This window comes from Kribbella sp. NPDC051718 (assembly GCF_040681515.1).
Classification (GTDB): Bacteria; Actinomycetota; Actinomycetes; order Propionibacteriales; family Kribbellaceae; genus Kribbella.
The window spans coordinates 26469-52587 of sequence record NZ_JBFAYZ010000016.1; the positions used below are offsets into that span (position 1 = coordinate 26469).

Sequence of the window (26119 nt, forward strand, 5' to 3'; positions counted from 1 at the left end):
GTGAGTTGAGATGGAGTTTGGATGGACTTGCAACACGGTCACGGGACGATCGGGTAGGCGGCGAAGTCGTACAGGGAGTAGCCGTAGGTGGTGGCGCGGTCGACGCCCTGGAGGCGGAGGTAGCGGCCGGTGGCGTCTAGCCAGAGGGTGTCGGTGCCGCCGTCGGCGCCGGTGACGTCGGCGGCCGTGGTCCAGGTGGTGCCGTTGTTGGAGACCTCTAGGCGGTAAGCCGAGCCGAAGGCCGCCTCCCATTGGAGGACTACCTTGCCGAGTCGGGTGCTGGTGCCTAGGTCGATCTGGAGCCAGGATGCGTCGTCGTAGCCGGAGGCCCAGCGGGTGGTGGGGTTGCCGTCGACGGCGAGGTTGGGGGTGAAGGTCGTGCCGGGCTCGACGCTGGATGCAGTGGCTGGTCGGTTCAGCAGGGCGTCGGTGGTGGAGGTCTTCGGGCGGACCGATGCGGTCAGCGTCGTGGTGTACGCCTGGCTGCCGATCCTGAAGGTGATGGGGAGGGCGACGGCGGTGAGGGGCGCGTCGGCGGGTGGGGTCAGCTTGATACCGACAGTGCGGGTGAAGCCGCGTGGTACTTCGAGTTGCTGGCTGGCGGGCACTGACCAGCCGGCAGGAGCTGCGATGGAGAGTGTGCCGGTGACGTCGACGGGCGCAGCCAAGGTGACGTTGACGGTTGTGGCCTGGCCGCGGACGACGTCGGTGTCGTCGACGGCGAGCGTCACGGGCGGTGCGTCCGCCCAGCGCGGGATCAGCTCGGCCACCTGCGGCGTAGCGCTCCCGTCCTTCCACACAAGGCGAATCGCCTCCGCCTGAAGGCTGCCAAAGACCAACTCCGTATAGGCCCTGGTCACGCGACCAACCTGACGCCAGGCGCCACCAACTCGGACTTCCACATCCGCAGAGCCCACTGCAGCCGTCCGCTGGAGCACAGTCACCGCCGCAAGCGCCCGAGGCGCCGACAGGGTCGCCACCAGAGCATCCCCGGCCACCGGAGCATGGCCCGCCAGGTAGGCAGTCCCGACGTTGCCATCGACGGCTGCCTGGTACGACGAACCGCTGGCCGGCGTCGGCGTACCGGTGACTGTCATCGAGGTCTTACCGCCGCCGAGCGTCTGCACCGAGAACTCGCGCACGACGACCCAGAAGTCGTCCGCCGCCAACGCCCGGTACCTGACGTAGCGCGCCTTCGTCCCGGCCGGCGCGACAGCCCGTACTTCGGCCGTCGTGGCGCGGGTCAATTCGGTCCAGTGAGTCCCATCAACCGAATACTCCAGGGCACCCGACTGGATGTAGTCGCTCGTACTGCCCGGCTTGCCCATCAGCAAGGCGATGTCGCCGATCGGCGTGCTCTCGCCGAGGTCGACCCGCACCTCGGAGTCCGTCGAAGGAGTCCCATTGCTCCAGAAGAACGTGTTCAGGTCGCCGTCGACCATCCGCGCCGGCACGTTGTCCTGATAGGTGCCGAGCGTCGTCGACGCGGCCCGCGCCGGGACGACACCGAGCCAGCGATCCTGGACCCGCCCGATCTCGGCGAGCAGTTCGTCGACCACGCGTTCGCCGATCCGCGGATACGTTCCACTGTGCGGCAGCCGGCTGTCCCGGATCGCCTTGGCCTGCGTGACCAGCGCGTCGATCTCCTGGCGGGCCGTCCAGGCGCGGGCACCGTTCCCGTTGTCGAGGGTGGTGAGCAGGTCGAGTCCACGCAGCATCGCCTGGCCCCACAATTCGGTTGCCTTGAGCCACGACTCCGCCTCGGCGGCGAAGGCCGGGTCGGGCACACCGGCACGGATCGTCGCCGGCGCCTCGGCGACGGCCTTCAGGAGGGGCCGGAGTACGGCGATCGCGCCGGCCCGGTCGCCTGCGCGCCAGGTCTGCCAGAAGGTGTCGATCGCGGCCTGGAGCACCGGCGCACTCGCCGAGTGGAGCGTGCCGTCGTACGTGTTGAGATCGGCGAACACCTTCAGCGCGTTGATCGTGCGCTGCTCGCCGTCGGATCGTTCGGCCAGGGCGCGAAGCCAGGAGGCCTGCTCGTTGTACGAGGCGGGGTTCCAGCCGAGCTCGGCGAAGGAGTAGAGCGCGATCTTGCTGACCGCGGCCTGGTTCATCGGGTTCGAGATGATGCCGACGACGTCGTTGGCGAGGGCGGGCTCACGGCCGCTGTACGGAGCGAGCAGCAAGCGTCCGGCCGCGTAGTCGTTGACCGGGTAGTTGTCCCAGATCAGGATGTCGTGGCCGAACACGGCCTTCGCGGCAGCGGCCTGCGCGGCTGTGATCGTCTGCGGAACCACGCCGACGCCGGTCCAGTGCACGACGACATCCGAGTCGAGCTGCTCCCGCAATGCCTTCTTGTAGGGCGATTCCGAGACGTTGTAGTACTCCGTGGGCACCATCTGCAACGGTGCGAGATCGGGCTTGGTCTCGACCCATTCGCGCTGGACACGGTTCAGCAGCTCACTCTGCGCGCGCCCGGCGGCGGCTCCGCCGGTCCCGTACTTCGCCCGGTCGGCGTCGCAGTGCCAGGTGTTGTAGTCGATGTCGTCGAGCGGCACGTTGAACGACCGCCCGCCGAGCGCGTAGAGCGCCTCGAACTTCGCGATCAGCGCCTGGAAGTCCGACTCCGAGGTGTAGCAGATGTCGAGCCCGGGGGAGAGCGCGAAGGTGAAGTCGACCTTGTTCTGCCGGGCACGGCTCACGAGTTCGCCCAGCTGCGCGAGCTTGTCGGCCGGGTAGGCCTCGCGCCACTTCTCCCGGTGGTACGGGTCGTCCTTCGGTGCGTACTCGTAGGTGTTCATCCGATGTGCGCCGAGGTAGTCGACGTGATCCAGCCGGTCGGCCTGCGACCAGGGCGTGCCGTAGAAGCCCTCGATCGAGCCGCGGTAGCGCATGGTCGGCCAGTCCCTGATCGAGACGCCAGGCATCCAGTCGGTGCCGATATGCCGCGTCTGCACGAGTTGAGTGAGCGTCTGCGCGGCGTAGTACGTGCCGTCGGTGTCGACACCATCCAGTACTACGTGATTGCGCCCGCCGCGATCGCGTCCGGCCGCCAGCACGTACCCCTCGGCCGGCAGGCCAGAGCTGTCGGCGACCCCGTCCAAGGAGCCGTCGCCGAGCCAGATGGTGGTCGGCGTACCGGGGTCGGTGCCGTCGGTGGTCTTCACCTCCGTCACACCGGCCCGGTCGAGCAGTCGGCGGACGACCCGTTCGCTGTCCGCGTCGGAGTCCTTGCCCCGAACCAGTCCGACCACGGGGGTCAGGGCGAACCCGTCACTCCGGCTGGTCACTTGCCGTGGCTGCGGCGAGACCGGCCCGGCAGGAGGGCCGGCGTACGACGTACTGGCGGCAGTGCCCGCGGAGGAGGCGAAGGGCGCGGCCAGCGCGATCAGACCGACGACGGACAGTAGGGACAGGGAGTGACGACGCACGGGAGTCTCCTCATGACTGGGCGGCTCCAGTTAGTTAGCCACTGTTCATAAGTGCTCGTCAAGGCGTCATTGAGACAAATCTGCGCGTTATCGCGGAAGCGTCGTCAGTGCGATGAGTTCGTCGACGAAGGCGTCGTCGAGGCGGCCGCGGGCGATGAAGGCCTGGTAGAAGAGCGGACCGATGAGGGCCGCGAACTGGGCGTCGCTGAGCGGTCCGGTGATCGAGGCGAGCGCCTCCTTGCGCCGGCCGGCGAGGTGCTGGAGCGCTTCGGAGGTGCTCTCGTCGCGGTGCGCCCTGGCGATCAGAGCCGTCAGTATCGACGCCGTCTCCGAGGTGCTCAGGTTGTCGCGCAGGCCATGAAGGAACTCGGGCACGGTCATGGACGCGTTGTCGTCGACGCGCATCACGTAGTACTCGAGCGTCAGGTCGACGAGTAGTTGCTCGGGCGTCGCCCAGTGTCGGTAGAGGGTGTTGCGCGAGACGCGCGCCTGTCGCGCCAATGCGCTGAAGGTCACCGCCTCGGCGCCTTCGGCCAGCAGCAGTTCGCGAGCGCAGGTGAGCACGTGCTGCCGGGTCCGCTCGATCCGGGGGTCGGTTGGGCTGGTCATGAGCTTATGGTACAGCTTGTACTATAAAGTGCTAGCTGTTCCTGTTCCGAGGAGGAGAAGGACCGATGGCGAAGACGCTGATTCGTGGAGCTCGGGTGTTCGACGGGCACGGGCTGACCGGGCCGCGGGACGTGACGATCGACGGCCGGGTGATCGCGGCCGAAGCAGGTGAGCCCGACGAGGTGGTTGAGGCGGACGGCCTGACACTGCTGCCGGGCCTGATCGACGCGCATCTGCATCTGAAGGGGCCGGAGACGCTCGGGAAGTTGGTGTCGTACGGCGTGACGACCGGGCTCGACATGGCGTCGTGGCCGGCCTCGCTCGTGCAGTCCCTGCGTGAACAGCCCGGTGTCTCCGACATCAGGAGCGCGGGGCTGCCGGTCATCGGCAGGGGCGGGCGGCATGCGCAGTTCGGGATGCCGGAGGGTGCCTACGCCGGTACGCCGGAGCAGGCGGGCGAGATGGTTCGCAGCCGGATCGCGGACGGTTCCGACTACCTGAAGCTGGTCCTCGAAGCACCGGGAGAGGGTGGCCCGGACCAGGCCGCTGCCGCCGCGCTCGTCATGGCTGCTCGCGAGGCCGGGTTGCTAACGATCGCGCATGCCGCCTCGGCCGGCGCCTACGACCTGGCGATCGCCATCGGCGTGGACATCGTCACCCATGTGCCGTTCGGGGAGGCGCTGCGTCCCGACCAGGTCGAAGCGCTGGCCGCGGCCGGGCAGGTCGTTGTACCGACGCTGACGATGGCTGAGTCCATCAGCAAGCTCAGAGGAACCCGCCTTGAGGACGCACTCGAGACAGTCGGTGCGCTGCATGACGCCGGCGTCCCGATCCTCGCCGGTACCGACGCCAATGCTCAGCCAGGTGTGCCACCGGTCGAGTACGGCAGCAGCCTGCACCGGGAACTCGAGTTGCTGACCCGAGCAGGCCTGACCAACGCGGAGGCCCTCAATGCAGCGACAGCCGGACCAGCGCAGTACTTCAAGCTGGCAGACCGAGGTGTTGTCGAGGCAGGTCGTCGGGCGGACCTCCTGCTGATCGCAGGAGATCCGCTGACCGATCTGTCGGCCACCCGGTCCATCACCAGGGTGTGGGTGGCTGGAGTGTCTAAATAGCGGTGACCGGCCTGGGCTGAAGGCCGGCGTCGCGATAGCAGGCGTCGATGAGTTCCATCGTCGCGTGGGCGTCGTCGGCGTCGGTGATCAGTGGAGCGCCGTTGCGGAGGTGTGCGGCGAACGCCTCCAGTTGGTACGTGTAGGAGGACTTGGTGCCGAGCCGCTCGACCCAGGTGTCCTCCTTGGTCTTCACGGTGACCCGGTCGTCCAGATGCGGCAGTACGAAGCTCGGCGCGAACGCCTCACCCCGCGTGCCGATGATCCGCAGGCTGAAGTCGAGCTCCTCACCGGCCATGCTGGTCCGTACTGCCCCAGTAGCCCCGTTGGGAAACACCAGGTCGGCGTTGAGCCACTCATCCACACCAGGAAGCCGCTTGCGCTCACCTGCCCGAGCACTGGCCAGCTTCGGCGCGCCACCACCCCAGGGGGCGAGCATCCGCTGCGCATGCAGCGCATAGCAGCCGACGTCCATCACTGCCCCACCGGCGAGCTGCAGAGACCAACGCGGGTCGTCGTCGGCCGGTGGCGGCATCACCATGGTCGCCTCGACGTGCTGCAGCTCACCGAGCTCGCCCTTGGCCAGTAGCTCGTGCAGCCGCCGGGTCACCGGGTGGAACACGTAGTGGAAGCCCTCCATCAGTACTACGCCCCGCTCGCGCGCAGCATCACGCACCAGGGCAGCCTCGGTCGCATTGCTCGCGGAGGGCTTCTCGGTCAGTACATGCTTGCCGGCGGCAATCGCCCGGAGGTTCCACGGACCGTGCAGCCCGTTGGCCAGCGGGTTGTAGATCGCCTCGACCTCCGGATCGTCGATCACGTCCTGGTAGCTCGCCAGCACCCGCTCCACCCCGTGCTCGGCGGCGAACGCCTCCGCCCGGCCGGTATCCCGGGCAGCGACCGCGACCAGCCGGGCGCCGGTCAGCCGGGCCGGTTCGGCGATCGCGCGGCCCGCGATCCGGGCGGCGCCGAGGATTCCGATGCGAAGCGGTTCCATGCATACTCCCTTGCTCAGATGTCATCCGTACGGCGGCGTACAGAGTGTTCGTCGAGGGCCTGCTGCAGCCGGGTGTCGGGCCAGTCCTCGGCGAGGGCTTGGCGGACCAGGTCGGCCTGGGTCTGGGGAGCGAGACCGCCGATGGGCTGATCCCGGTCCAGGTTGGTCGGGAAAGCGTATCCCTCGGCGCTGGCGGCGACGACGTTGTCCAGATCGAAGGCGTCATCGTGCCGCAGAGTACGCAGCACGGGATAGAGGGTGACCGCCATCCGGACCCGATCGACGCTCTCCATCGCCCGGCCGAACGCGGACGAGATCTGCAGCAGGTTCGCCATCCGGAAGATGTCGCCGGAGTGGTTGCTGCCGGCCGCGTGGAACAACGCCGGGTTGAAGAACACCGCATCGCCCTTGGCCAGCGGTAACTGCACGTGATGAGCGACGAAGTGCTCGCCGAACTCGGGCCGCCGCCAGGCCAGGTAGCCCAGCTCGTACTTGTGCGAGTGCGGCAGGTAGAGCGTCGGCCCGCTCTCCACCGGCATGTCACAGTGCGCGACCGCCCCCTGCAGCGTCAGCACGCTGGACAGCTTGTGCACATGAGCAGGGTATTGAGCAGCGACGTCGTCGGACTGGAATCCGAGGTGGTAGTCGCGGTGCACCGTCTGACCTTCACCTCCCGGATTCACCACGTTCACCTGCGAAGTGACCTGGTACGCCGGGCCGAGCCACGCCTTCGCCGTCAACGCGAGCAGATCGTTGGAGTAGTAGCGGGCGAAGACCTCGGGCGCCCGCAGCGCCAGCTTCTCCAAGGCGTTCCAGACCCGGTCGTTGGCGCCGGGCTTGGCGAAGTGGTCGCCGGCCGCGGTGCCGGCCCGGTGCTGGTCGTCGATCATCGCCCGGAACTCGGCGGTCGTGGCGTCCACCACATCGTTGCCGAAAGCACCTTTCAGGACGACGATGCCGGGGCCGTCGCTGAGCGCCTTCGCGAACTCGGCCTGGACCTCCAGCGGGTCCTCCTTGCGGAGACGGTCGGCGTCGTACAGCGGGACCTGCTGCTCGATCGTTCGGGCGAACGCATAGTCGGCGGGGTCGGTGCGGTCTTCGAGGACCGTCAGGAGGTCTTGCAGGCGGGCGTCTTCGGGGTTCAGCCAGGTCATCGGGGTGGCTCCTCTCGTGGTGGCTTCAGCCTGGTCCGTGGATGATGGGACCGGTACACCTGAAACCCGTCAAAAAACCGTCATTCGTGGAGCCCGAGTGAGCCGAGCGTTTCGCGTCCGCGACATCGCGCTCCAGGCCGGGCTGAGCGAGACCACGGTCGATCGGGTGCTGAACGGCCGGGCCGGGGTGAGCACGCGCGCTCAGCGTCAGGTCGACCGGGCGGTCCGTGAACTGGAGCGGCAACAGGACCAGTTGCGTCTCGGTGGCCGCACGTTGGTGGTCGACCTCGTCATGCAGGCGCCGGCCCGCTTCACCGGTGCCGTCAGGTCGGCGCTCGAGGGTGAGCTGCCGGGTCTGCGGCCGGCCGTCATCCGGGCCCGGTTCAGTCTGGACGAGACGGCGTCGGCGCCCGCGATGGTCGAGACGCTCGACCTGGTACGCCGGCGCGGTTCGCAAGGCGTCATCCTCAAGGCGCCGGACGAGCCCGAGGTCGTCGAGGCGGTCGATCGCCTGGTCGCGGCCGGCATCCCGGTGGTGACGTTGGTGACCGACCTTCCGTGGTGAGGAGGAGCGCGAGAAGGGCTTCCGTACCACCCTCCGCCGGCTCGCCCCCGACCGCTCGATCGTCGAGCTGAACAACACCGACGGCCTGGACGCCACGACCCACGCCCTCACGCTGCAGGCCCTCACGGCTGACCCCGCCATCACCGCTGTCTACTCGATCGGCGGCGGCAACCAGGCGATCGTCAACGCCCTCAGCGACTTGAACCGCCCCTACCGCTGCTTCATTGCCCACGACCTGGACCCGGACAACCGGGCACTACTCCGCAGCGGCGCCCTCTCGCTGGTCCTGCACCACGACCTCTCCGCAGACCTCCGCCGCAGCTGCCATGCACTCCTACAGGCCCACCACCTTCTCCCCGACGCCCCGCACTCCCTTCCCTCCAACATCCACCCGATCACCCCGCACAACCTGCCTACCTAACGCGGTGGTGCTGTTGTGCAGCGGGGGACCAGGGTCGGTGTGATCACCACCGGAGTGGTTGGCGGAGTGCCGGTCAAGCGGGCATGGACTGTGGTGATGGTCTGGGTGGCGAGCGCTGCGGTGTCCTGCGCGATGGTGGTGAGGTTGAGGTGGGAGAGCGCGGCGATGGCGGTGTTGTCGTAGCCGACCACCGAGAGATCTGTGGGGATCTCCAAGTGGGACAGACGGATGGTGTCCAGGAAGCCCATCGCCGCGCGGTCGTTGAAGAGGGTGACGGCGGTGACGGGTGGCGGGTCGTTGAGGAAGGTCTTGGCAGCGTCGGCTCCGTCGGCCTCAGTGCGGCCGCCGGGTTGGACGTGCGGCTCGAGGCCTGCCTGGCGCATGGCCTTGCGATAGCCGGTACGCCGCTCCGTCGCGCCCGGCGTCTTGCCGCCGTCGATGTGCAGGATGCGCGTATGGCCCAACGACAGCAGGTGTTCCACGGCAAGCCGCGAGCCGGCCGAGTCATCGGTCCGTACTACGTCGACGCCGGCCGCCCGGACGTTGCGGCCGATCGCGACGACGGGCTGTGACTCCGCCAGGGCCGACAGGGCGGACGGCGAGAGCTGTGGGCCGAGGAGAATCAACGCCTCGCAGCGGTAGTCCAGCAGGGACTGCACGGCACGCGGCTCGGCACGCGACGGGGCCACGGCGCTGAGGGTGAGGTCGTAGCCGGCGGCTTCCGCAGCGGAGTACAGGGCCTCGACCAGGTCGCCGTGGAAGGGAGCCCGTACGTCGAACGTCACGCCGAGCAACCGTGTCCTGGTGCGACCGAGCAGCCGGGCGCGGTGGTCGGGCCGGTAGCCGAGCTCGCTCCCCGCGGCCAGTACGCGGGCCCTGGTCGCGTCGCTGGCGCCGGGCGCGTCGCGGTACACGATCGAGACGAGCGCTCGCGAGACGCCGGCCAGCCGGGCGACGTCCTCCATCGTGGCGCGGGACAAGAAAACACCTCCACCTGGTACGAAAACGATTACGCCGCAGAACCCTTGACGGGCCCATCAAAGCAGTGTTCGCTAGCTCGTGACTAGAGCGCTCTAGTAGATGTTGCTACTAGTAGTAGTTGCTCGTCACAACGGGGAACACCAGACGTCATGAGGAGATCGACCACATGCGTACCGACCATGGGCTGCAAGTCATCCGGATCGCGTTGATCGGCGCCGGCCGGATCGGCACCATGCATGCGGGCAACGTCGCGCGCCGGGTGCCGGCCGCCGAGCTGGCCGCGGTGGTGGACCCGCGGGTCGACGTGGCCGAGAGCCTCGCGGCGAAGTACGACGCCCGGGCGTACCCGGACATCGACGACGTGCTGAAGGATCCCGAGATCGACGCGGTCGCGATCACCTCGATCGCCAAGGTGCACAGCGAGCTGGTGGTCCGTGCCGCCGAGGCAGGCAAGGCGGTCTTCTGCGAGAAGCCGGCCTCGCTCGAGCTGGCCGAGATGGATCGCGCGATCGCGGCCACGAAACAAGCGGGTGTGGTGTTCCAGGTCGGCTTCAACCGCCGGTTCGCCAGCGATTTCGCGGCCGCACACGCCGCGGTGGTCAACGGCGAGATCGGTACGCCGCAGCTGATGCGCTCGGTCACTCGCGATCCCGGCTGGCCGGCGGGGATGACGCATGCGGCCGGGATCAAGCCGTGGACGATCTTCCGCGAGACGCTGATCCACGACTTCGACACGTTGCTCTGGCTCAACCCGGCCGGCCGGCCGGTCGAGGTGTACACGCGGGCCGATGCGCTGGTCGCCCCGCAGTACAAGGAGACCGGGCTGATCGACACGGCCGCGGTGATGCTCAGCTTCGACAACGGCGCGATCGCCACCGCCGAGGCGAACTTCTCGGCCCTGTACGGGTACGACGTGCGTGGTGAGGTGTTCGGGTCGAAGGGGATGGTGACGGCCGGGCGGCACGCGAACAGTCCGATGCTCCAGTACGGCGAGCACGGGATCAGCCAGCAGACGCTGCGCAGCGACGAGGAGATGTTCATCGACGCGTACGTCGCCGAGATGTCGCAGTTCGCCGACGCGATCCGGACCGGCTCGACTCCGCCGGTCACCGGCGAGGACGCCCGCGACGCGTTGCGGGTCGCGCTGGCGGCGATGAAGTCCCACGAGGAACGCCGGCCGGTCCAGCTCGACGAGCTCGGATGAGGCTTTCCCGCGGGCTCAGCGGGATCGCTAGATTGGAAGAGATCTGATCAAATCCATGCTTCGACTCGACGGTGCGCCCCCGACCCTCCAAGATGTGCCCATGAGCACCGTCCAGGTCAGCGTAGATCGCACCAGCCGCACCCCGCTTCACGTACAACTCGCGCAGCAACTCGAAGCGGCGATCCAGGGCGGTGACCTCCCGGTCGGTTCCCGGCTCAGCAACGAGGTGGACCTCGCGGAGGCGTACGGCCTCAGCCGCCCCACCGTCCGCCAGGCGATCGCCCGGCTGGTCGACCAGGGCCTGCTGGTCCGCAAGCGCGGCGTCGGCACACAGGTCGTCGGCAACTCGGGGCAGGTCCGCCGCAGCCTCGAACTGACCAGCCTGTACGACGATCTCGCCGCTGCGCACCGCAAGCCGCAGACGGAGGTACTGCGCTTCGGTATCGCCCCCGCGACCCCAGACGTCGCCGCAGCTCTCCAGTGCGAGCAGGGCGATCGCGTACTGCGCCTGGAGCGGCTCCGTCGCGCCGATGGTGAGCCGCTGGCCCTGATGCGCAACTGGCTGCCCCCGGAGATGCTCGACACCGACCCGAACACCCTGGCCGAGCGCGGACTCTATGAGCTCCTGCGGGCCGAGGGGGTCCGCCTGAAGGTGGCGCACCAGACCATCTCGGCCCAGCCCGCAACAGCAGAGCAAGCCCGGCTCCTGATGGAAGAGCCGGGCTACCCGCTACTGGCGACCACGCGGATCACCTACGACGACCACGGTCGCGCGGTGGAGTACGGCTCGCACCTGTTCCGGGCCTCCCGCTACGCCTTCGAACATACCCTCGTCCACCGCTGACCCACCCCTCAGAGGGCCGGCGGTGGACGAGAGAGCCTTTACTTCTTGGTGCCGGGGAACTTCCAGGCCTTGTCGCCTGCCATCTCGAGCAGCTTCTCGACGCTGATGGCCGGCTTGGGCCGGGTGTGCTTGGACCCCTTCTCCGCGACCGCGTTGTAGCTGGTGATGCTGATGTAGCGGCCGTCGGCGTAGCGGATCACCGCCGTGTTCCCCAGTACACCCTCCTTGGCCTGCCGGGCGTCGCTGTACTCAGGGGAGTTCTTGTCCCAGCCGGCCACACCGCCACCGGGCAGAACCTTGCAGTGGTTCGGTGCGCCCTCTACTCCGCACTTCTTGACCGTCGGCACCTCGTAGGTGACGAAGGCCTCGACGTACGACTTGCCCTTGCCGTCGTCGACGATCACAGAGGCTGCGTTGTAGTCCGCCGGAGTGCCACCCCGCGTCTGCGGCTGGGTGACCTGCAGGCCCTTCGGTAGTACGGCTCTGAGCGTCTGCAGGGTCTGCTGGACCGGTACCGGCGGCTTGTTCACCCCGGGACTCGGCGGCTGCGGCTTCTCCGGGACGTTGGACTCCACCGGCTTCGGCGGGAAGCGCCAGGTGTCGCTGTCCGCCATCTTGATCAGTTCGGCCGTGGTCAGCGCAGGCTTGGGACGAGACTTCTCGACCGTGATAGCGCCGTTGCGAGTCACGGTGGGGCCGTTGAGGCTCGCCAGGGAGATCGTCTCGCCGCTGGGGCGGATGAGGTAGATGCGGTTGGTGAGGACGCCGGGAGTCCGCTCGTCGACCTCTTCCTTCACGACCGTGAGCTCGGACCCGTCCGCGCGGGGGCCGCAGGTGCCGGGCTTCTGGTCCGAGCAGCCCTGGTTGTGCCCGAACGGTGGCCTGATCGCCAGGCTGAGCAGCGACAGGCCCTTGCCGTCGTTGACGAGCAGCTCTGCCTGATAGCCCCCGCCGTCGTCCCAGACCTGGGCTTTGGCGACCTTGAGGCGCGCGGGCAGGAGCTTGGTCAGCGTCGCCTGGGTCTCCTTCATGGTGACCGGTTTCGGTGCCTGCTTGGTGACCGTGGTCGACTGCTTGGTCGTGGTACTGGCCGCCGGCGGTGCTGGGGTGTCCTTGGCGAAGAGCTGGTTGCCGCCGACGATGACCGCGGCTGTGGCGACCACCGCTGTGGCGCCGGTGGCGGTGAACAGGGCGGTCCGGCGGCGGCGCAGGGTGAGGCCACGGGCCATGCCGCGTTCGACCAGGTCGGTGGACTCGGGTTCGAGGTTCTCGGTGGCCCGGCGCATCAGCTCGGGCAGGGTGTCGTTCAGGTTCTTCATCGGGGTCCTTCTTCTCAGAGAGCGATCAGGTGGTCGAGGTCCGCGCCCAGGACGACCCGCAGGCGGTCCAGGGCGCGAGACGTTCGGGTCCTGATCGCACCGGCGTTCTTGCCGAGATCCAGCGCGACCTGTTCGACGCTGCGATCTTCGAAGAACCGCAGCACCAGCACCGCACGGTCGAGAGGGGCCAGCTCGGCCAGCGCGTTCTGCAACGAGATCCGCAACGCCGGATCGCCCGGCCGGTCGGCCCGCTCCGGCATCGACGACACCGGCTGCTCGCTCCAGCTGCGCCGGCGCCGTTGCGAGATGAAGGTCCTGGCCAGCACGGTCTGCGCGTAGGCCGGCGGGTTGTCGATCCGCTGCAGGCCCCGCCAGGCCCGGAACATCTTCGCGAGCGTCTCCTGGACCAGATCCTCCGCGTGGTGCCGGTCCCCGGTCAGCAACCAAGCCGTCCGGTACAACTGTGGCGTTCGCGCTCTGGCGAACTCCTCGAAGTCGTCCGTCGTAGATCTCATCCCGGCCTCTCCGTCGTGGTCACACCTTTACGACGCCGCACCCGGCCGCTCGCGTTACACCCGAGTCTCCGCTGCCGTGGGGTCGGTGGAGCCTGCAACAAGCTGCAATCGGGTGGACCGCCTGGTGACCGGCTGGATACGGTCGGTAGACCTCTGGCGTGTCACGGTTGTCCACAGGTGACGGGGGAGCGGGTGGCGCCGGTGTGCCCCGGGTTGAAAGGATGTCGCTCAGGGTGACCGGTCGGGTCGCCGTCCGAGACGCTCACGGGGAGACGATGACAGCCGACAGACTTGCCCCGCGCCGGTACGTCGGCGGCGACGCGGTCGAGCTGATCGACGCCCAGGTCCGCGATCTGGTCCGGCGCGAGGGCATCGACCCGCTGCGCAACCCCGGCGCGGTGGTCGCGATCGTCGCGACGGTCGTCAAGGAGTACGACGAGCGCAGCCTGACCGGGATCGTGCCGCCGATCGGCGACCTCGAGGCGGTCAGCCGTGAGGTGCACGACCGGGTGGCCGGCTTCGGCCCGCTGCAGCGTTATTTGGACGATCCGGCTGTTGAAGAGATCTGGATCAACGAGCCGAGCCGGGTCTTCATCGCCCGCGAGAGCCGGCACGAGCTGACCACCACGGTGCTGACCGAGGAGGAGGTCAGCGACCTGGTCGAGCGGATGCTGAAGACGACCGGCCGGCGGATCGACGTCTCCCAGCCGTTCACCGACGCCCGGCTGCCCGACGGCAGCCGGGTGCACATCGTGCTCGGCGGCATCACCCAGCGGTACGCGGCGATCAACATCCGCAAGTTCACCGTCCGGGCGACCCGGCTGACCGATCTGGTCGCGCTCGGCTCGTTGACCCAGCACGCCGCCGCGGTGCTCGACGCGGCCGTCGCCTGCGGGCTCAACATCCTCGTCTCCGGTGGGACGCAGGCGGGCAAGACGACGATGCTGAACGCGTTGTCCGGCTCGATCCCCGGCAGCGAGCGGGTGATCTCCTGCGAAGAGGTCTTCGAGATCAAGCTGCCGATCCCGGACTGGGTCTCGATGCAGACCCGGCAGGCGGGTCTCGAGGGGACCGGCGAGGTCCGGCTGCGCGACCTCGTGAAGGAGTCGCTGCGGATGCGGCCTTCGCGGGTGATCGTCGGTGAGGTCCGTGGCGAGGAGTGCCTCGACCTGCTACTCGCCTTGAACAGTGGACTTCCCGGCATGTGCACGATCCACGCCAACTCGGCTCGCGAGGCGCTGACGAAGATGTGCACGCTGCCGCTGCTCGCCGGGGAGAACATCGGTTCCCGGTTCGTGCTGCCGACCGTTGCCGGCTGTGTCGACCTGGTCGTCCACCTCGGGATCAGTCACGACGGTCAGCGCCGGGTGCGGGAGATCCTCGCGGTCAGTGGGCGGATCGAGGGCCAGGCGATCGAGACCGAGAACCTGTTCGCCACCGTCGACGGGCAGTTGCGCCGGGCCGAGGGGCAGTTGCCGCATCCCGAGCGCTTCCTGCAACGCGGGTACTCGCCGGCCGGGCTGCTCACCGAGTTGCCGGGAGGTCTGAGCTGATGGGGCTCCTGCTCGGTCTCTTCTTCGGTATCGGCGTACTGCTGATCATCTGGACCTTCATCGCGCCGCGCGAGCCCAAGGCCGGGACGGACGGACGTCTCACGACTCGCAGCCGGGATCTGCTGGCGGCAGCCGGAGTCGAGGGTGTGACGCCGGCTGCGTTCATCGGGGCTTGTGTGATCACGGGGTTCGTCGCGTTCCTGTTGATGTTTCTCGTGTCGGCTGCGTTGCCGATCGGGCTGGTGTTCGGCGTGATGGCGGGTGGGGCGCCGGTCGCTTTGCTGAAGGGACGGGCGCGGAAGCGGCTGGCGGAGTTTCGTGAGCTGTGGCCTGATGTGGTCGACAACATCGCGTCCGCGGTGCGGGCTGGTCTGTCGTTGTCGGAGGCGCTGGCTCAGGTGGGGGAGCGCGGGCCGTTGCCGTTGCGGGAGCCGTTCCGGCGGTTCGGTTCGGACTATGCGTCGACCGGCCGCTTCGCGGATTCCCTTGACCGCTTGAAGGCGCGCTTGGCCGACCCGGTCGGCGACCGGGTGATCGAGGCCCTGCGGATCGCGCGCGAGGTCGGCGGCGGCGACCTCGGCCGCCTGCTGCGTTCCCTCTCGAGCTTCCTCCGCGACGACGCCCGCACCAGATCCGAACTAGAAGCCAGACAATCCTGGTCGGTCAACGGAGCCCGGGTAGCGGTCGCCGCCCCTTGGCTGGTCCTCGCAATGCTCTCTTTCCAAGGCGACGTGATCCAGCGCTACAACTCCCCCGTAGGCGCCCTGATCATCGGCATCGGCGCCCTCGTCTGCGTAATCGCCTACCGCCTGATGCTCCGCATAGGCCGCCTACCAGAACCAGAACGGGTGCTGCGATGAGCCAGTCAACCCCCACCGCCTGCCTTCGCCCGACGCCCGGTGAAGCTGCTGAGATGAGTCCCTCGACCCACACCGCCTTCCTGCGCCCGACGCCCCGATGGGGAGCTGGTGCGATGAGTCCGTCGACCCCCAGCGCCTGCCTCCACCGGACGCCCGGTGGAGCTGGTGCGATGAGTCCCTCAACACACCCCGCCTTCCTTCGCCCGGCGCTCCGATGGGGAGCTGCTGTGATGAGTCCGGTGACCCACACCGGCTTCCTTCGTCCGGCGCTCGGTGGGGAGTTTTTGCGATGAGTCCGATGGTGCTTGGGGCTTTTCTGGGGGCGCTGCTGGGTGGTGGGCTGTTGCTGGTGGTGCGGCGGTTGCCGTTCTTGCGGAAGCCTTCTGTTGATGATCGGATCGGGCCGTACCTGCGGGATATCGGTGGGTCGGATGTGTTCCGGAGTGTGGTGGATTCCGGGTCGCCGTTCTACGCGATCGTGCGGCTGTTCGGGCCGTCGTTGCGGGCGGGGGCGGAGCGGCTCGAGCGGATTCTGGGTGGGGCGGCGTCGATCCGGCGGCGGCTGGCGCGGGCCGGAATCGACCGTACGGTTGAGGAATTCCGGATCGAGCAGGTGTTGTGGGGTGCCGCTGGGTTCGGGGTGGGGTTGCTGGTCGCCCTTGTTTCGTTGTCGTGGGGGTTCGGGAATCCGATCGGGTTGCTGGTCTTGTGTTGCTTCCTGGCGATCATCGGTGTGCTGGCTCGCGACACCTATCTGACCAGCCAGGTGAGTCGTCGCGAGCGTCGGTTGCTGGCCGAGTTGCCGACTGTTGCCGAGTTGCTGGCCTTGTCCGTTGCTGCCGGTGAAGGGCCTGCTGCCGCGCTCGACCGGGTCGCTAGGTCGTGCCGTGGCGAGTTGGCCGACGAGTTGCAACGAGTTCTCGCCGAGACGCGAGCGGGCGATCCGCTGGTGCGGGCGCTCGATGCTTTGGCGGATCGCAGCGGGTTGCTGGCCCTGTCGCGGTTTGCCGATGGGCTGGCGGTCGCGCTCGAGCGCGGGACGCCGCTGGCCGACGTACTGCGCGCCCAGGCGGGTGACATCCGCGAAGCCAGCCGCCGGGAGCTGATCGAGTCGGGCGCCCGCCGGGAGGTCGCCATGATGATTCCGGTGGTGTTTCTCGTGCTCCCGGTGACCATTGCCTTCGCCTTCTATCCAGGCGCTGTCGGGATCCGGCTGATCGCCGGATGAATTGAGGAGATGCCATGTCCCTGTTGATGACCAGACTGTTCGTAGCCCTGGTGACGAAGTCCAGACCGGCCGAGAAGGAACGCGGCGACGTTCCCGGCTGGGTCCTGATCACCGTGATGACCGCCGGCCTGGTGGTGGCGATCTGGACCCTCGCCGGCCCGAAACTCGTCGACATGCTCGACAAGGCACTGGACTCCGTCTCCAACAAGTGAGCCCAGCCCGCCACCTGCCCCCGTTCCGCCTGCCCAAGGTCCTGGCGGTACTTCGGTGCGCCCCACGACCCGGTGAGCGGGGTGAGCGGGGCGCCGCGGTGGTGGACTTCGTGATGGTGTCGATGCTGGTGGTGCCCTTGTTCTTGGGAGTGCTGCAGGTGGGGTTGTTCCTGTACGTGCGGAACACGATCACGGCAGCGGCATCCGAGGGAGCGCACTACGCGTCGGTGATCAATCGCGAGCCGGGTGATGGCGAGGCGCGGACGCGGGAGTTGATCGACGGGGTGGTCCGCAACGAGTTGATCGACTCGGTCGAGGGCCAGGCGACTGATGTCGACGGGCAACCCGGCGTACTGGTCGTGGTCAAGGCGCACATGCCGCCGCTCGGGTTGTGGGGCCCCGGCATCTCCTTCACCGTCGAGGGCCACGCCGTCAAGGAAACCGGCGAATGACTTCCCGACCGTCCCGACCCACATCACCCGCACAGCCCCCGTGGACCACCACGGACGTACAACCTCGATGGATTGCCACGCACGCACAACTCCCGCGAACAGACTCGACACGCAAGAGTAGGCGTTTGCCGAGGGGACTTATGCGTGCGCTGGCAGACCGGGCGGGTCGGTCGCCCCAGCTCCCGCTAGTCGGAAAGGCTGAGCGAAATGAGTTGGCTGAGCTAGGCGGCGAGGCCGAGCGCAGCGGGCTGGCTGGATGCGGTGGGCGGGCTGGGCTTGGTGGGGTGGCGGGGCGAGGTGGGCGGGGGGTGGCGTCCGTGCGGGGTGCGGGGGGTGGGCGGGGCGAGCGGGGGAACGCGGTGGTGGAGTTTTCTTGGCTGGCGTTGTTGCTGCTGGTGCCGTTGATCTACGTGATGCTCAGTGTTTTCGATGTGCAGCGGGCCTCGTACGGGGCGACCGCCGCGACGCGGGCCGCGGGCAGAGCGTTCATCATCGTGCCGGCCGGGTTGTCGGAGGATGAGGCGCGCGACCGGGCGTTCGAGGCGGCCCGGGTGGCGATGAAGGATCAGGGGATGGAGTTGAGTCCGGGGCAGCTCAAGATCACTTGTGATCCTGCTTGTCTGCAGCCGGGGTCGACGGTGACCGTCGAGTTGGATACCGACGTACCGCTGCCGCTGATTCCGGACGCGCTGGGTGGCGAGCGGCCGGCGATTCACATCAATGCTTCCCATACCGAGTCGTACGGCGACTATCGCGAAGCCAAGGGTGACGGATGAGCTCGCGGCGGGAGCGTGGTGAGCAAGGGCAGATGACGGTGCTCATCATCGGGTTCACCGCGATCGTGTTGTTGATGATCGTGGTCGTGACCGACATCTCGAAGGTGTTTCTGGTACGCCGGGATCTCGACGCGACCGCCGATGGCGCGGGACTGGCCGCCGCCAACGGTCTGGCGGCGATCTACGCGCAGCCGAGTGGCGAGGGCAATGCCGAGCTCGATCCCGACGAGGCGCGACGGCTGACCGCGGACTACCTGGATTCCGTTGACGCAGGCAACCGTTTCGACAGCTTGGACTGGTCCGCCGACGTCACCGGTACCACCGTGACGGTCACGTTGACCTCGACGGTCGACCTCCCGTTCGAGCCGCCCGGCTGGCAGGGGTCGACCGACATCGCCTCGGACGCGGCGGCGGTCGTACCGATCAGGTGATAGGGCACAGTGGGGGCTATGGACATCGATCTGACAGGGCGGCGGGCGCTGGTTTCGGGGTCCAGCCAAGGGATTGGGTTGGCGATCGCGACCGAGTTGGCGCGGTCGGGTGCCTCGGTGGTGGTCAACGGGCGTGGCCAGGAGAAGACCGAGCAGGCAGCGGCCGAGGTCCGGCGCGAAGTTCCCGATGCCGACGTGACCGCGGTCGCTGCTGATCTGGCGTCCGGGGACGGTGCCGACGAGCTGTTCGCAAAGGTTGATGAACTCGACATTCTGGTGAACAATCTCGGGATCTTCGGCGCCAAGCCGGTGCTGGAGATCGATGACGACGAGTGGCGCCGGTACTTCGAGGTCAACGTGCTGTCGGCGGTCCGGCTGATCCGCCACTATCTGCCCAACATGATGGAGCGCGGCTTCGGGCGCGTGATGAACATCGCCAGCGACTCGGCCGTGGTGACGCCGCTCGAGATGGTCCACTACGGCGTGACCAAGACTGCCCTGCTCGCGGTGACGCGCGGCTTCGCGAAGGCCGCGGCCGGTACCGGCGTCACGGTCAACAGCGTGATGGCCGGCCCGACGCACACGCCCGGCGTCGAGGAGTTCGTCGGTGAACTGGTCGGCGACGACCTGCCCTGGGACGAGGCACAACGCCAGTTCATGAAGGAACACCGGCCGTACTCTCTGATCCAGCGCCTGATCGAGCCGCTCGAGATCGGCAACATGGTCGTCTACCTCAGCTCCACCCAAGCCTCCGCCACCACCGGCGGCGCCATCCGCGTGGACGGCGGCTACATCGATTCGATCCTGCCCTAGCCGACCATGAAGACCGACCTGACCGGCCGCCGCGCACTGGTTTCGGGTTCCACTCAAGGGATCGGGCTGGCCATCGCGACCGAGCTGGCGCGCTCCGGCGCCGCGGTGGTGATCAACGGTCGCGACCAAGCGAAGACGGAGCGGGCGGCCAACACCATCCGGCAGGAAGTACAAGATGCCGAGGTGACCGCAGTGGCCGCCGACCTCGCGTCGGCAGCTGGTGCGGATAAAATGAAAGCAAAGGTCGGCGAGCTGGACATCCTCGTCAACAACCTCGGGATCTACGGCGCGAAGCCCGTGTTTGAGATCGACGACGACGAGTGGCGCCGGTACTTCGAGGTGAACGTCCTCTCGGCAGTCCGGCTGATCCGCTACTACCTGCCCGGCATGATGGAGCGCGGCTTCGGCCGAGTGCTGAGCATCGCCAGCGAATCAGCAGTGGCCACCCCGCTGCACATGGTGCACCTCGGAGTCACCAAGACCGCTCTGCTGGCCGTGACCCGAGGGTTCGCGAAAGCCGCGGCCGGCACCGGAGTCATAGTGAATTCAGTACTGGCCGGTCCCACCCGTGGACCGGGCAGCGAAGAGCTCGACGACCCGAACTCCCTCATCCAGCGCCTGGTCGAGCCGTCCGAGATCGGCAACCTGATCGTGTACCTCAGCTCCACCCAGGCATCCGCCACCACCGGCGGTGCCATCCGGGTGGATGGCGGCTACATCGACTCGATCCTCCCTTAGGAGGTGTAGACGCTCGGGTTGTCCTTCAACCAGTTGACGAAGGTACGGGCCGAGTGGCCGGTCAGCAGTTCGACGTTGGGCTCGAGCGGGTGGGGGATGCCGACGCGCGACGCCCAGTACGCCATCAATGAGGCGAGCTGCGCGGGGTTGCGCATGGTGTCGGCCATCTCGACGAAGGCCTGCTCGGGCGTCAGCTCGACAGCCTCGATCGGTACGCCGGTGACCTCGGTGATCAGCTCGATCTGATGCCGCCGCGTCATCGACTCGGGGCCGGTCAGCGGATACGCGCGACCGTCGTGCAGGCCACCGGGACCGTCGAGCAGCACCTTGAGCGCGACGTCCGCGATGTCCAGCTCATGGATCGGGGCCTCTTCGGCATCCAGGTAAGGCAGCCGGATCTGACCGGTGGCGCGGACCTGGTACGACCAGTAGATCGCGTTCGACATGAAGGTCCCGGGCTGCAGCCGAGTGGTCGCATAGGCGCCGTCGGTGATGACGCGCTCGGTCTCCGCATGCGGGTCGCCCGCCGCATCGTCGTTCGGGGCCTGCGAGGACAGGGACGAGAGCAGGACGACCTGCTTGACGCCGGCGTTCTCGGCGGCTTCGACGAAGAGCGGGGCGGTCGAGGGGTCGGAGTACAGGAAGACCTGGGAGATGCCGTCGAGGGCGTTGGCGAGCGAGACCGGGTGGGCGGTGTTGAGCGCGATGGCGCCGGGCAGATCGGCGGGCTCGCGGCTGCCGACGCGGACGTCGTGGCCGGCCGCGACGAGGCCGGCGTGGACGGCGCGGGCGATCTTGCCGCGGCCGCCGGTGACGAGGATTGTCATGGTGTAACTCCAAATTTGTAGTGACTACAACTATGGAGGAAGTAAAGCATGATCGCTAAGCTGCTGTCCATGGAGACCCAGGGCCGGCGGGAGCGGAAGAAGCTGCAGACCAGGCAGCTGATCTCCGATGTGGCGACCGAGCTGTTCATGGCGCGCGGGTTCGATCACGTCACCGTCGCCGACGTGGCGAAGGCGGCCGATGTCGCCGTCCAGACCGTCTTCAATCACTTCCCGACGAAGGAAGACCTGCTCTTCGACGAGGACGCCTGGTGGCTCGGGCCGGTCCGGGCGATCCGCGAGGCCGGGCCTGGCGCCGGGGCGGTCGAGGTGCTCGAGCAGTACTACCTGGACGAGATCCGGATGCGGCTGCGGTCGGAGCACCTGGTCACCTGGAAGGCCTTCGCCCGGACCATCGAGGAGAGCCCCGCGCTGCTCGCCCGACGGCGCAAGAACGCCGACGAGATGGAGATCTTGATGGTGCAAGCGCTCCAGGAGCGGGATCCGGAGCTCGGTCCGTTGCAGGCGCGGGTGATCGCGGCGCAGTACCAGGCGGCTCAGAAAGTACTGGAGGCCGAGCTCGCCCGGGTCCTGCCCGAGCAGCCGGAGGCCGGCCGGATCGCGCAGTACGAAGAGGCGATGGAGCAGGCCGCAGCCGTCGTGTTCGGTGCGCTGAAGCACGGCCTGCGGGGTTGAATTCCCGGCCTGGGACGCTGAGCGGGTACGCTGCTTGGTTGTGGCTGGACCTGATTTCGACGCTGACCTGAAGCAACTGGACGCGACCTTGACCTCGATCGAGAAAGTTCTCGATCTGGAGGGCATGCGCCGCGACATCGCCGACCTCGGCGAGCAGGTCGCCGCGCCCGACCTGTGGAACGACCAGGCGAACGCGCAGAAGGTGACCTCCAAGCTGTCGCGCCTCGAGGCCGACCTCGACCGGGTGGTCAAGCTGCGCGGCCGGATCGACGACCTGGAGATCATGGTCGAGATGGGCCGCGACGAGAACGACGCGGACACCCTGGCCGAGGCGGAGAAGGAGATGGGCTCGCTGGCCAAGGCGATCCAGTCGCTCGAGGTCCGCACCCTGCTCTCCGGCGAGTACGACGAACGCGAGGCGCTGGTCACCATCCGCTCCGGTGCCGGCGGCGTCGACGCGGCCGACTTCGCCGAGATGCTGCAGCGGATGTACCTGCGCTGGGCCGAGCGGCACGGCTACCCGACCGAGGTCTACGACACGTCGTACGCCGAAGAGGCAGGCCTCAAGTCGACGACCTTCGGCGTGAAGGCCCCCTACGCCTACGGCACGCTGAGCATCGAGACGGGCACCCACCGGCTGGTCCGGATCTCCCCGTTCGACAACCAGGGCCGTCGGCAGACCTCGTTCGCCGCGGTCGAGGTGGTCCCGGTGCTGGAGCAGACCGACGAGATCGACGTACCGGAAGAAGAGCTGCGGATCGACGTGTACCGGTCGTCCGGGCCGGGTGGGCAGAGCGTCAACACCACCGACTCGGCGGTCCGGATCACCCACATCCCGACCGGCACCGTGGTCTCCTGCCAGAACGAGAAGTCCCAGCTGCAGAACAAGGCCTCCGCGATGGTGATCCTGAAGGCCAAGCTGCTCGCGCTGAAGAAGGCCGAGGAGCGGGCCGAGATCGACGCGCTGCGCGGTGACGTGCAGGGCTCGTGGGGCGACCAGATGCGCTCCTACGTGCTGCACCCGTACCAGATGGTCAAGGACCTGCGCACGCTGTACGAGTCGGGTAACACCAGCGGCGTCTTCGACGGCGAGATCGACGAGTTCATCGAGGCCGGCATCCGCTGGCGCCGTACCGGCCAGACAGCCGCCGAACAGAACTGACCGGGTGCCCGGCACAGAAAATCGCAGGGCAGATCTCAAGGCAGACTGCGGTAGCTGCTACGGCCTCTGCTGCGTCGCGCTGACTTTCCAGAGGTCGGCCGACTTCGCGATCGACAAGGCGGCCGGCGAGCCCTGCCCGAACCTGGACCAGGACTTCCGCTGCGGCATCCACAGCAAGCTCAGAACCAAGGGCTTCCAGGGCTGCACGGTCTACGACTGCTTCGGCGCCGGTCAGAAGATCTCCCGGCAGGCCGGCAGCAGTTGGCGGGAGCTTCCAGGTCAGAAGCTGTTCGAGGCGCTCCCGATCATGCGCCAACTGCACGAACTGCTCTGGTACCTGGCTGAGGCGCTCGAATTGCCGCAGACCAAGGCGATCCACCCCGCCCTGCGCGCCGCGAGCGAGCGGATCGAGCAGCTCACGCTGCAACCCGATGTCACCAAGGTCGATCTCCAAAGCGAGCGCGCGAAGGTCAACGAACTCCTGTTGCAGACCAGCGCTCTGGTGCGCGGCAAGGTCTCCAAGAAGGAGCGCCGCGGAGCCGACCTGTTCGGGGCCAAACTCCGCGGCGCGGACCTGCACAGCGCCAACCTCCGGGGCGCCTACCTGATCGCGGCTGATCTCCGCGAGGCCGATCTGCGGCAAGCCGACCTGATCGGCGCGGACCTCCGCGACACCAGGCTGGAAGGCGCCGACCTCACCGGCTCACTGTTCCTCACCCAGTCCCAGGTCAACGCCGCCCGGGGCGACTCCAAGACCAAGCTCCCTAAGGCCGTGACCCGCCCAGCCCACTGGACTACTTAGCCCGGAGCTGGTGAGTCACCGGCGTCATCAGTAGCGAGATCGCGGTGATGGCCAGCGCTACTGCTGCCAGTGCACCGCCCTGTCCCCAGGACGTCCCTGCCAGCGACAGGTACGCCGTACCGACTGTTGCTGCACCCAGTGCGAGGCAGGTCTGCTGACTGGTGAGCAGGATGCCGCTACCGAGACCAGCTTGGGGAGCAGGCACCTGACCGATGACGACGCCCATCAGTGGCACCATCACCAGGCCGCTGCCGAACCCTGCGATCAGCATGGGGACCGCTAGCGTCCACGGCGTCACATCCGGCCACACGGTGAGGGCGACCACCGCCAGAGCGGCGTACCCGACTGACTGCACGATCCAGCCGCGCAGGATGAGCCCGGCGCCGTACTTCTGCTGCAGGCGCGGCCCGTAGATCGAGGTGATCAGGAAGCCGACCGACATCGGCAGCAGGCTCAGACCGCCCTGCAGCGGGGACATCCCGGCCTCGCCCTGGGTGGCCAGCGCGAAGACGAACATGAAGCCGCCGAAGGTGGTGAAGAACCCTACGGCCAGCAGCAATCCGATCTGCATCGGGCGCAGCCGTAGTACCGACGGAGGGATGAGGGGCGCAGTACCGGCCTTCTCGGACCGGTGCTGGTGTACGCCGAGCAGCGCGACGGCCGGGATCGTGGCGGCCAGGCAGACCCAGGTCCACGCGGGCCAGGCGAGTGGGCGTCCCTCGGTGAGGGGGAGCAGCAGCAGAACCAGTGCGAGCGCCAGGAGACCGGCGCCGACCAGGTCGACGCGCTGGGCCTTGTCGGCGCGGGTCTCGGGCAGAACCTTCACTGCGGCGACGATCGCGAGCAGGCCGACCGGAACGTTGACCAAGAAGACCGCGCGCCAGCCGAGGCCGAACACGTTGGCCTCGACCAGAGCGCCACCGAGGATCTGGCCGAGTGCGGCGGCCGATCCACCCGCGACGCCGAACATCGCCATCGCGCGGGCGCGGTGTTCGCCGGTGAGCAGACTGCTGATCGAGGCGAGCACCTGCGGTGTCATCGCCGCGGCGGCGGCGCCCTGGACCACCCGGGCGGCGAGCAGGACGCCGATACTCGGCGCGATCGCGCAGATCAGCGACATCACAGTGAAGCCGACGATGCCGATCAGGAACAGGCGCTTGCGGCCGAAGCCGTCGCCGAGCCGGCCGCCGACCACGAGCAGGGTCGCGTTGGCGATGCCGTAGCTGCCGACGACGAGCTGCAGCTCACCGGCGTTCGCGTGCAGATCGGTGGCGATCGCGGGCAGCGCGACGTTGATGATGAAGAAGGAGAGCATCGGCAGGAAGGCGCCGAAGAGCAAGGTGGTGAGGGCGACGGGGCCGAGAGGTGACTTGGGGACTACCCGGGCGGTTTGGAGCTGGTCTGTCATAGGACTCAGCATGTGCTTGTCGCGAGCCTGGTGGTGAGAGCCTGGTTATCCTGGTATTGGCAGCACCCGGCACCAGGCTTTTGCCGGGGCGCGTGAGGCCGCACCATGGGGAGGTGAGTCTGCTGAGCAGTGTGCCAGTCGTCACCGACAAGGACGAGCGGCGGCGTGAGCTGTCCGCGTTCCTGCGCAGCCGGCGGGAGCGGATCCAGCCCGACGAGGTCGGCTTCGCGCCCGGCGGACGACGCCGTACTCCGGGCCTGCGGCGCGAAGAGGTCGCCCAGTTGGCGGGTGTCGGCGTGACTTGGTACACCTGGCTCGAGCAGGGGCGCGACATCAACGTGACGGCCCAGGTGCTGGAGGCGATCTCCCGCACCCTCCGGCTCGACCGGTTGGAGCGCAACCACCTCTACACGCTGGCGGGTATCGCGCTCGGCCCGGGCAAGAGTGACTGCTCGGCACTCCCGGCTTCCGTGCAGAAGATGCTCGACCAGCTCTCCCCGTACCCCGCGCAGGTGCTCAACTCGCGGTACGACGTGCTGGCCTTCAACGACGCGTACTGCAAGGTGATCCTCGACATGAACGAGATCCCGATCGAGGAACGCAACCTGCTCTGGCTGACCTTCGTGTCGGACGAGTGGCGGTGCGCCTTCATCGATCACGAGTCGATCGAGCAGCACATGGTCGCGGGCTTCCGGGCCGCATCGGCCGAGCATCTGGGGGAGCCGAGCTGGCAGGATCTGACCGAGCGGCTGCTGGTGAACTCGCCCCTGTTCGCCGAGCTGTGGCAGCGGTACGACGTGGCCGCGCCGAGCGCGAAGATCAAGGTGCTCGACAACGAGCAGGTCGGCCTCATGCGGCTGGAGGCGCTGAATCTCTGGGTGAGCCAGGTGGCCCGGATGCGCCTGACCACCTACACCCCGGTCGACGACGAATCCGAAGCCAAGCTCAAGCAATTGGTCGACAACTGACCCGTACTCCAGTCGTCGGGGCGGAGCGACCGGAGTACGGGTCA

Annotated in this window: 27 protein-coding genes; 18 read left to right on the forward strand and 9 right to left on the reverse strand. The window is 68.0% G+C overall.

Annotated features, from left to right (window positions below):
* Nucleotides 1–38: 38 nt before the first annotated feature.
* The gene (locus AB0M15_RS38785; RefSeq protein ID WP_363831094.1) at nucleotides 39–3431 is read right to left on the reverse strand and encodes a beta-N-acetylglucosaminidase domain-containing protein; all 3393 of its coding nucleotides are present in this window, start codon (nucleotides 3429–3431) and stop codon (nucleotides 39–41) included.
* A gap of 87 nt (nucleotides 3432–3518) precedes the next feature.
* Complete coding sequence (locus tag AB0M15_RS38790) at nucleotides 3519–4040, reverse strand: TetR/AcrR family transcriptional regulator (protein ID WP_363831098.1); 522 nt, start codon at nucleotides 4038–4040, stop codon at nucleotides 3519–3521.
* A gap of 65 nt (nucleotides 4041–4105) precedes the next feature.
* Here AB0M15_RS38790 and AB0M15_RS38795 point away from each other — a divergent pair, with 65 nt between their 5' ends.
* Nucleotides 4106–5155, forward strand: a complete 1050-nt coding sequence (locus AB0M15_RS38795; RefSeq protein WP_363831101.1) for an amidohydrolase family protein — start codon at nucleotides 4106–4108, stop codon at nucleotides 5153–5155.
* Here the strand turns inward: AB0M15_RS38795 and AB0M15_RS38800 are convergent.
* Together AB0M15_RS38800 and AB0M15_RS38805 are read right to left on the reverse strand one after the other, a co-directional pair.
* Nucleotides 5148–6149, reverse strand: a complete 1002-nt coding sequence (locus AB0M15_RS38800; RefSeq protein WP_363831105.1) for a Gfo/Idh/MocA family oxidoreductase — start codon at nucleotides 6147–6149, stop codon at nucleotides 5148–5150. The two genes, AB0M15_RS38795 and AB0M15_RS38800, sit on opposite strands and share 8 nt — an antisense overlap.
* Nucleotides 6150–6163: 14 nt before the next feature.
* Complete coding sequence (locus AB0M15_RS38805; RefSeq protein WP_363831108.1) at nucleotides 6164–7303, reverse strand: phytanoyl-CoA dioxygenase family protein; 1140 nt, start codon at nucleotides 7301–7303, stop codon at nucleotides 6164–6166.
* Between the two features lie 97 nt (nucleotides 7304–7400).
* Here AB0M15_RS38805 and AB0M15_RS38810 point away from each other — a divergent pair, with 97 nt between their 5' ends.
* Together AB0M15_RS38810 and AB0M15_RS38815 are read left to right on the forward strand one after the other, a co-directional pair.
* The gene (locus tag AB0M15_RS38810; protein ID WP_363831111.1) at nucleotides 7401–7868 is read left to right on the forward strand and encodes a LacI family DNA-binding transcriptional regulator; all 468 of its coding nucleotides are present in this window, start codon (nucleotides 7401–7403) and stop codon (nucleotides 7866–7868) included.
* A gap of 199 nt (nucleotides 7869–8067) precedes the next feature.
* Nucleotides 8068–8289, forward strand: coding sequence for a hypothetical protein (locus AB0M15_RS38815; protein ID WP_363831115.1), 222 nt, complete (start codon nucleotides 8068–8070; stop codon nucleotides 8287–8289).
* Here the strand turns inward: AB0M15_RS38815 and AB0M15_RS38820 are convergent.
* The gene (locus tag AB0M15_RS38820) at nucleotides 8286–9269 is read right to left on the reverse strand and encodes a LacI family DNA-binding transcriptional regulator (RefSeq protein WP_363831119.1); all 984 of its coding nucleotides are present in this window, start codon (nucleotides 9267–9269) and stop codon (nucleotides 8286–8288) included. The genes AB0M15_RS38815 and AB0M15_RS38820 overlap by 4 nt on opposite strands.
* A 167-nt stretch (nucleotides 9270–9436) precedes the next feature.
* Here AB0M15_RS38820 and AB0M15_RS38825 point away from each other — a divergent pair, with 167 nt between their 5' ends.
* Both AB0M15_RS38825 and AB0M15_RS38830 read left to right on the forward strand, forming a co-directional pair.
* Nucleotides 9437–10474 (forward strand): Gfo/Idh/MocA family oxidoreductase, encoded by a 1038-nt coding sequence (locus tag AB0M15_RS38825; protein ID WP_363831123.1) that lies wholly within the window; start codon nucleotides 9437–9439, stop codon nucleotides 10472–10474.
* A gap of 100 nt (nucleotides 10475–10574) precedes the next feature.
* Complete coding sequence (locus AB0M15_RS38830) at nucleotides 10575–11318, forward strand: GntR family transcriptional regulator (protein WP_328320248.1); 744 nt, start codon at nucleotides 10575–10577, stop codon at nucleotides 11316–11318.
* A 38-nt stretch (nucleotides 11319–11356) separates the two neighbouring features.
* On the opposite strand, the gene AB0M15_RS38835 is transcribed toward AB0M15_RS38830, so the two are convergent.
* Nucleotides 11357–12637, reverse strand: a complete 1281-nt coding sequence (locus AB0M15_RS38835) for a hypothetical protein (RefSeq protein ID WP_363831128.1) — start codon at nucleotides 12635–12637, stop codon at nucleotides 11357–11359.
* A 14-nt stretch (nucleotides 12638–12651) separates the two neighbouring features.
* Nucleotides 12652–13152 carry a SigE family RNA polymerase sigma factor gene (locus AB0M15_RS38840; protein ID WP_363831131.1) on the reverse strand — a complete coding sequence of 167 codons (501 nt, stop codon included), beginning with the start codon at nucleotides 13150–13152 and terminating at the stop codon, nucleotides 12652–12654.
* Between the two features lie 275 nt (nucleotides 13153–13427).
* Here AB0M15_RS38840 and AB0M15_RS38845 point away from each other — a divergent pair, with 275 nt between their 5' ends.
* The 9 genes from AB0M15_RS38845 (at nucleotide 13428) to AB0M15_RS38885 (ending at nucleotide 20215) form a co-directional block, all read left to right on the forward strand.
* Nucleotides 13428–14705: an ATPase, T2SS/T4P/T4SS family gene (locus AB0M15_RS38845; RefSeq protein WP_363831134.1), complete on the forward strand. Its 1278-nt coding sequence runs from the start codon at nucleotides 13428–13430 to the stop codon at nucleotides 14703–14705.
* Complete coding sequence (locus tag AB0M15_RS38850) at nucleotides 14705–15565, forward strand: type II secretion system F family protein (protein WP_363831137.1); 861 nt, start codon at nucleotides 14705–14707, stop codon at nucleotides 15563–15565. The genes AB0M15_RS38845 and AB0M15_RS38850 overlap by 1 nt, the downstream gene beginning before the upstream one ends.
* A gap of 289 nt (nucleotides 15566–15854) precedes the next feature.
* Complete coding sequence (locus tag AB0M15_RS38855) at nucleotides 15855–16793, forward strand: type II secretion system F family protein (protein ID WP_363831140.1); 939 nt, start codon at nucleotides 15855–15857, stop codon at nucleotides 16791–16793.
* Nucleotides 16794–16807: 14 nt separating this feature from the next.
* The gene (locus AB0M15_RS38860) at nucleotides 16808–17005 is read left to right on the forward strand and encodes a hypothetical protein (protein ID WP_363831143.1); all 198 of its coding nucleotides are present in this window, start codon (nucleotides 16808–16810) and stop codon (nucleotides 17003–17005) included.
* Nucleotides 17002–17457 carry a TadE family protein gene (locus AB0M15_RS38865; protein ID WP_363831146.1) on the forward strand — a complete coding sequence of 152 codons (456 nt, stop codon included), beginning with the start codon at nucleotides 17002–17004 and terminating at the stop codon, nucleotides 17455–17457. Before AB0M15_RS38860 ends, AB0M15_RS38865 begins: the two co-directional genes overlap by 4 nt.
* Nucleotides 17458–17819: 362 nt before the next feature.
* Complete coding sequence (locus AB0M15_RS38870; RefSeq protein ID WP_363831149.1) at nucleotides 17820–18233, forward strand: hypothetical protein; 414 nt, start codon at nucleotides 17820–17822, stop codon at nucleotides 18231–18233.
* A complete protein-coding gene (locus AB0M15_RS38875) occupies nucleotides 18230–18664 on the forward strand; it encodes a pilus assembly protein TadG-related protein (RefSeq protein WP_363831153.1) in 435 nt (144 codons plus the stop codon). Before AB0M15_RS38870 ends, AB0M15_RS38875 begins: the two co-directional genes overlap by 4 nt.
* An 18-nt stretch (nucleotides 18665–18682) precedes the next feature.
* Nucleotides 18683–19477 (forward strand): SDR family oxidoreductase, encoded by a 795-nt coding sequence (locus AB0M15_RS38880; protein WP_363831156.1) that lies wholly within the window; start codon nucleotides 18683–18685, stop codon nucleotides 19475–19477.
* Between the two features lie 6 nt (nucleotides 19478–19483).
* Nucleotides 19484–20215 carry an SDR family oxidoreductase gene (locus AB0M15_RS38885; RefSeq protein WP_363831159.1) on the forward strand — a complete coding sequence of 244 codons (732 nt, stop codon included), beginning with the start codon at nucleotides 19484–19486 and terminating at the stop codon, nucleotides 20213–20215.
* Here AB0M15_RS38885 and AB0M15_RS38890 read toward each other — a convergent pair.
* Nucleotides 20212–21042: an NAD(P)H-binding protein gene (locus tag AB0M15_RS38890; protein WP_363831162.1), complete on the reverse strand. Its 831-nt coding sequence runs from the start codon at nucleotides 21040–21042 to the stop codon at nucleotides 20212–20214. The two genes, AB0M15_RS38885 and AB0M15_RS38890, sit on opposite strands and share 4 nt — an antisense overlap.
* Nucleotides 21043–21090: 48 nt before the next feature.
* On the opposite strand from AB0M15_RS38890, the gene AB0M15_RS38895 reads away from it, so the two are divergent.
* The 3 genes from AB0M15_RS38895 to AB0M15_RS38905 are packed head-to-tail and all read left to right on the forward strand — an operon-like array spanning nucleotide 21091 to nucleotide 23699.
* Nucleotides 21091–21735 (forward strand): TetR/AcrR family transcriptional regulator, encoded by a 645-nt coding sequence (locus AB0M15_RS38895; RefSeq protein WP_363831165.1) that lies wholly within the window; start codon nucleotides 21091–21093, stop codon nucleotides 21733–21735.
* 40 nt (nucleotides 21736–21775) lie between these two features.
* Nucleotides 21776–22897: a peptide chain release factor 2 gene (prfB, locus tag AB0M15_RS38900; RefSeq protein WP_363831169.1), complete on the forward strand. Its 1122-nt coding sequence runs from the start codon at nucleotides 21776–21778 to the stop codon at nucleotides 22895–22897.
* Nucleotides 22898–22901: 4 nt separating this feature from the next.
* A complete protein-coding gene (locus tag AB0M15_RS38905) occupies nucleotides 22902–23699 on the forward strand; it encodes a pentapeptide repeat-containing protein (RefSeq protein WP_363831174.1) in 798 nt (265 codons plus the stop codon).
* Here the strand turns inward: AB0M15_RS38905 and AB0M15_RS38910 are convergent.
* A complete protein-coding gene (locus AB0M15_RS38910) occupies nucleotides 23692–25107 on the reverse strand; it encodes an MFS transporter (protein WP_363831178.1) in 1416 nt (471 codons plus the stop codon). The genes AB0M15_RS38905 and AB0M15_RS38910 overlap by 8 nt on opposite strands.
* A 113-nt stretch (nucleotides 25108–25220) precedes the next feature.
* Here AB0M15_RS38910 and AB0M15_RS38915 point away from each other — a divergent pair, with 113 nt between their 5' ends.
* Nucleotides 25221–26075 (forward strand): helix-turn-helix transcriptional regulator, encoded by an 855-nt coding sequence (locus tag AB0M15_RS38915; RefSeq protein WP_363831181.1) that lies wholly within the window; start codon nucleotides 25221–25223, stop codon nucleotides 26073–26075.
* The last annotated feature ends 44 nt before the right edge of the window (nucleotides 26076–26119 follow it).

Bases quoted from the DNA above. Each gene is read 5' to 3' on its own strand.
- AB0M15_RS38790 (WP_363831098.1), bottom strand. From the start codon at position 4,040: ATGACCAGCCCAACCGACCCCCGGATCGAGCGGACCCGGCAGCACGTG.
- AB0M15_RS38795 (WP_363831101.1), top strand. From the start codon at position 4,106: ATGGCGAAGACGCTGATTCGTGGAGCTCGGGTGTTCGACGGGCACGGG.
- AB0M15_RS38800 (WP_363831105.1), bottom strand. From the start codon at position 6,149: ATGGAACCGCTTCGCATCGGAATCCTCGGCGCCGCCCGGATCGCGGGC.
- AB0M15_RS38805 (WP_363831108.1), bottom strand. From the start codon at position 7,303: ATGACCTGGCTGAACCCCGAAGACGCCCGCCTGCAAGACCTCCTGACG.
- AB0M15_RS38825 (WP_363831123.1), top strand. From the start codon at position 9,437: ATGCGTACCGACCATGGGCTGCAAGTCATCCGGATCGCGTTGATCGGC.
- AB0M15_RS38830 (WP_328320248.1), top strand. From the start codon at position 10,575: ATGAGCACCGTCCAGGTCAGCGTAGATCGCACCAGCCGCACCCCGCTT.
- AB0M15_RS38835 (WP_363831128.1), bottom strand. From the start codon at position 12,637: ATGAAGAACCTGAACGACACCCTGCCCGAGCTGATGCGCCGGGCCACC.
- AB0M15_RS38840 (WP_363831131.1), bottom strand. From the start codon at position 13,152: ATGAGATCTACGACGGACGACTTCGAGGAGTTCGCCAGAGCGCGAACG.
- AB0M15_RS38845 (WP_363831134.1), top strand. From the start codon at position 13,428: ATGACAGCCGACAGACTTGCCCCGCGCCGGTACGTCGGCGGCGACGCG.
- AB0M15_RS38850 (WP_363831137.1), top strand. From the start codon at position 14,705: ATGGGGCTCCTGCTCGGTCTCTTCTTCGGTATCGGCGTACTGCTGATC.
- AB0M15_RS38855 (WP_363831140.1), top strand. From the start codon at position 15,855: ATGAGTCCGATGGTGCTTGGGGCTTTTCTGGGGGCGCTGCTGGGTGGT.
- AB0M15_RS38860 (WP_363831143.1), top strand. From the start codon at position 16,808: ATGTCCCTGTTGATGACCAGACTGTTCGTAGCCCTGGTGACGAAGTCC.
- AB0M15_RS38875 (WP_363831153.1), top strand. From the start codon at position 18,230: ATGAGCTCGCGGCGGGAGCGTGGTGAGCAAGGGCAGATGACGGTGCTC.
- AB0M15_RS38880 (WP_363831156.1), top strand. From the start codon at position 18,683: ATGGACATCGATCTGACAGGGCGGCGGGCGCTGGTTTCGGGGTCCAGC.
- AB0M15_RS38885 (WP_363831159.1), top strand. From the start codon at position 19,484: ATGAAGACCGACCTGACCGGCCGCCGCGCACTGGTTTCGGGTTCCACT.
- AB0M15_RS38890 (WP_363831162.1), bottom strand. From the start codon at position 21,042: ATGACAATCCTCGTCACCGGCGGCCGCGGCAAGATCGCCCGCGCCGTC.
- AB0M15_RS38895 (WP_363831165.1), top strand. From the start codon at position 21,091: ATGATCGCTAAGCTGCTGTCCATGGAGACCCAGGGCCGGCGGGAGCGG.
- AB0M15_RS38910 (WP_363831178.1), bottom strand. From the start codon at position 25,107: ATGACAGACCAGCTCCAAACCGCCCGGGTAGTCCCCAAGTCACCTCTC.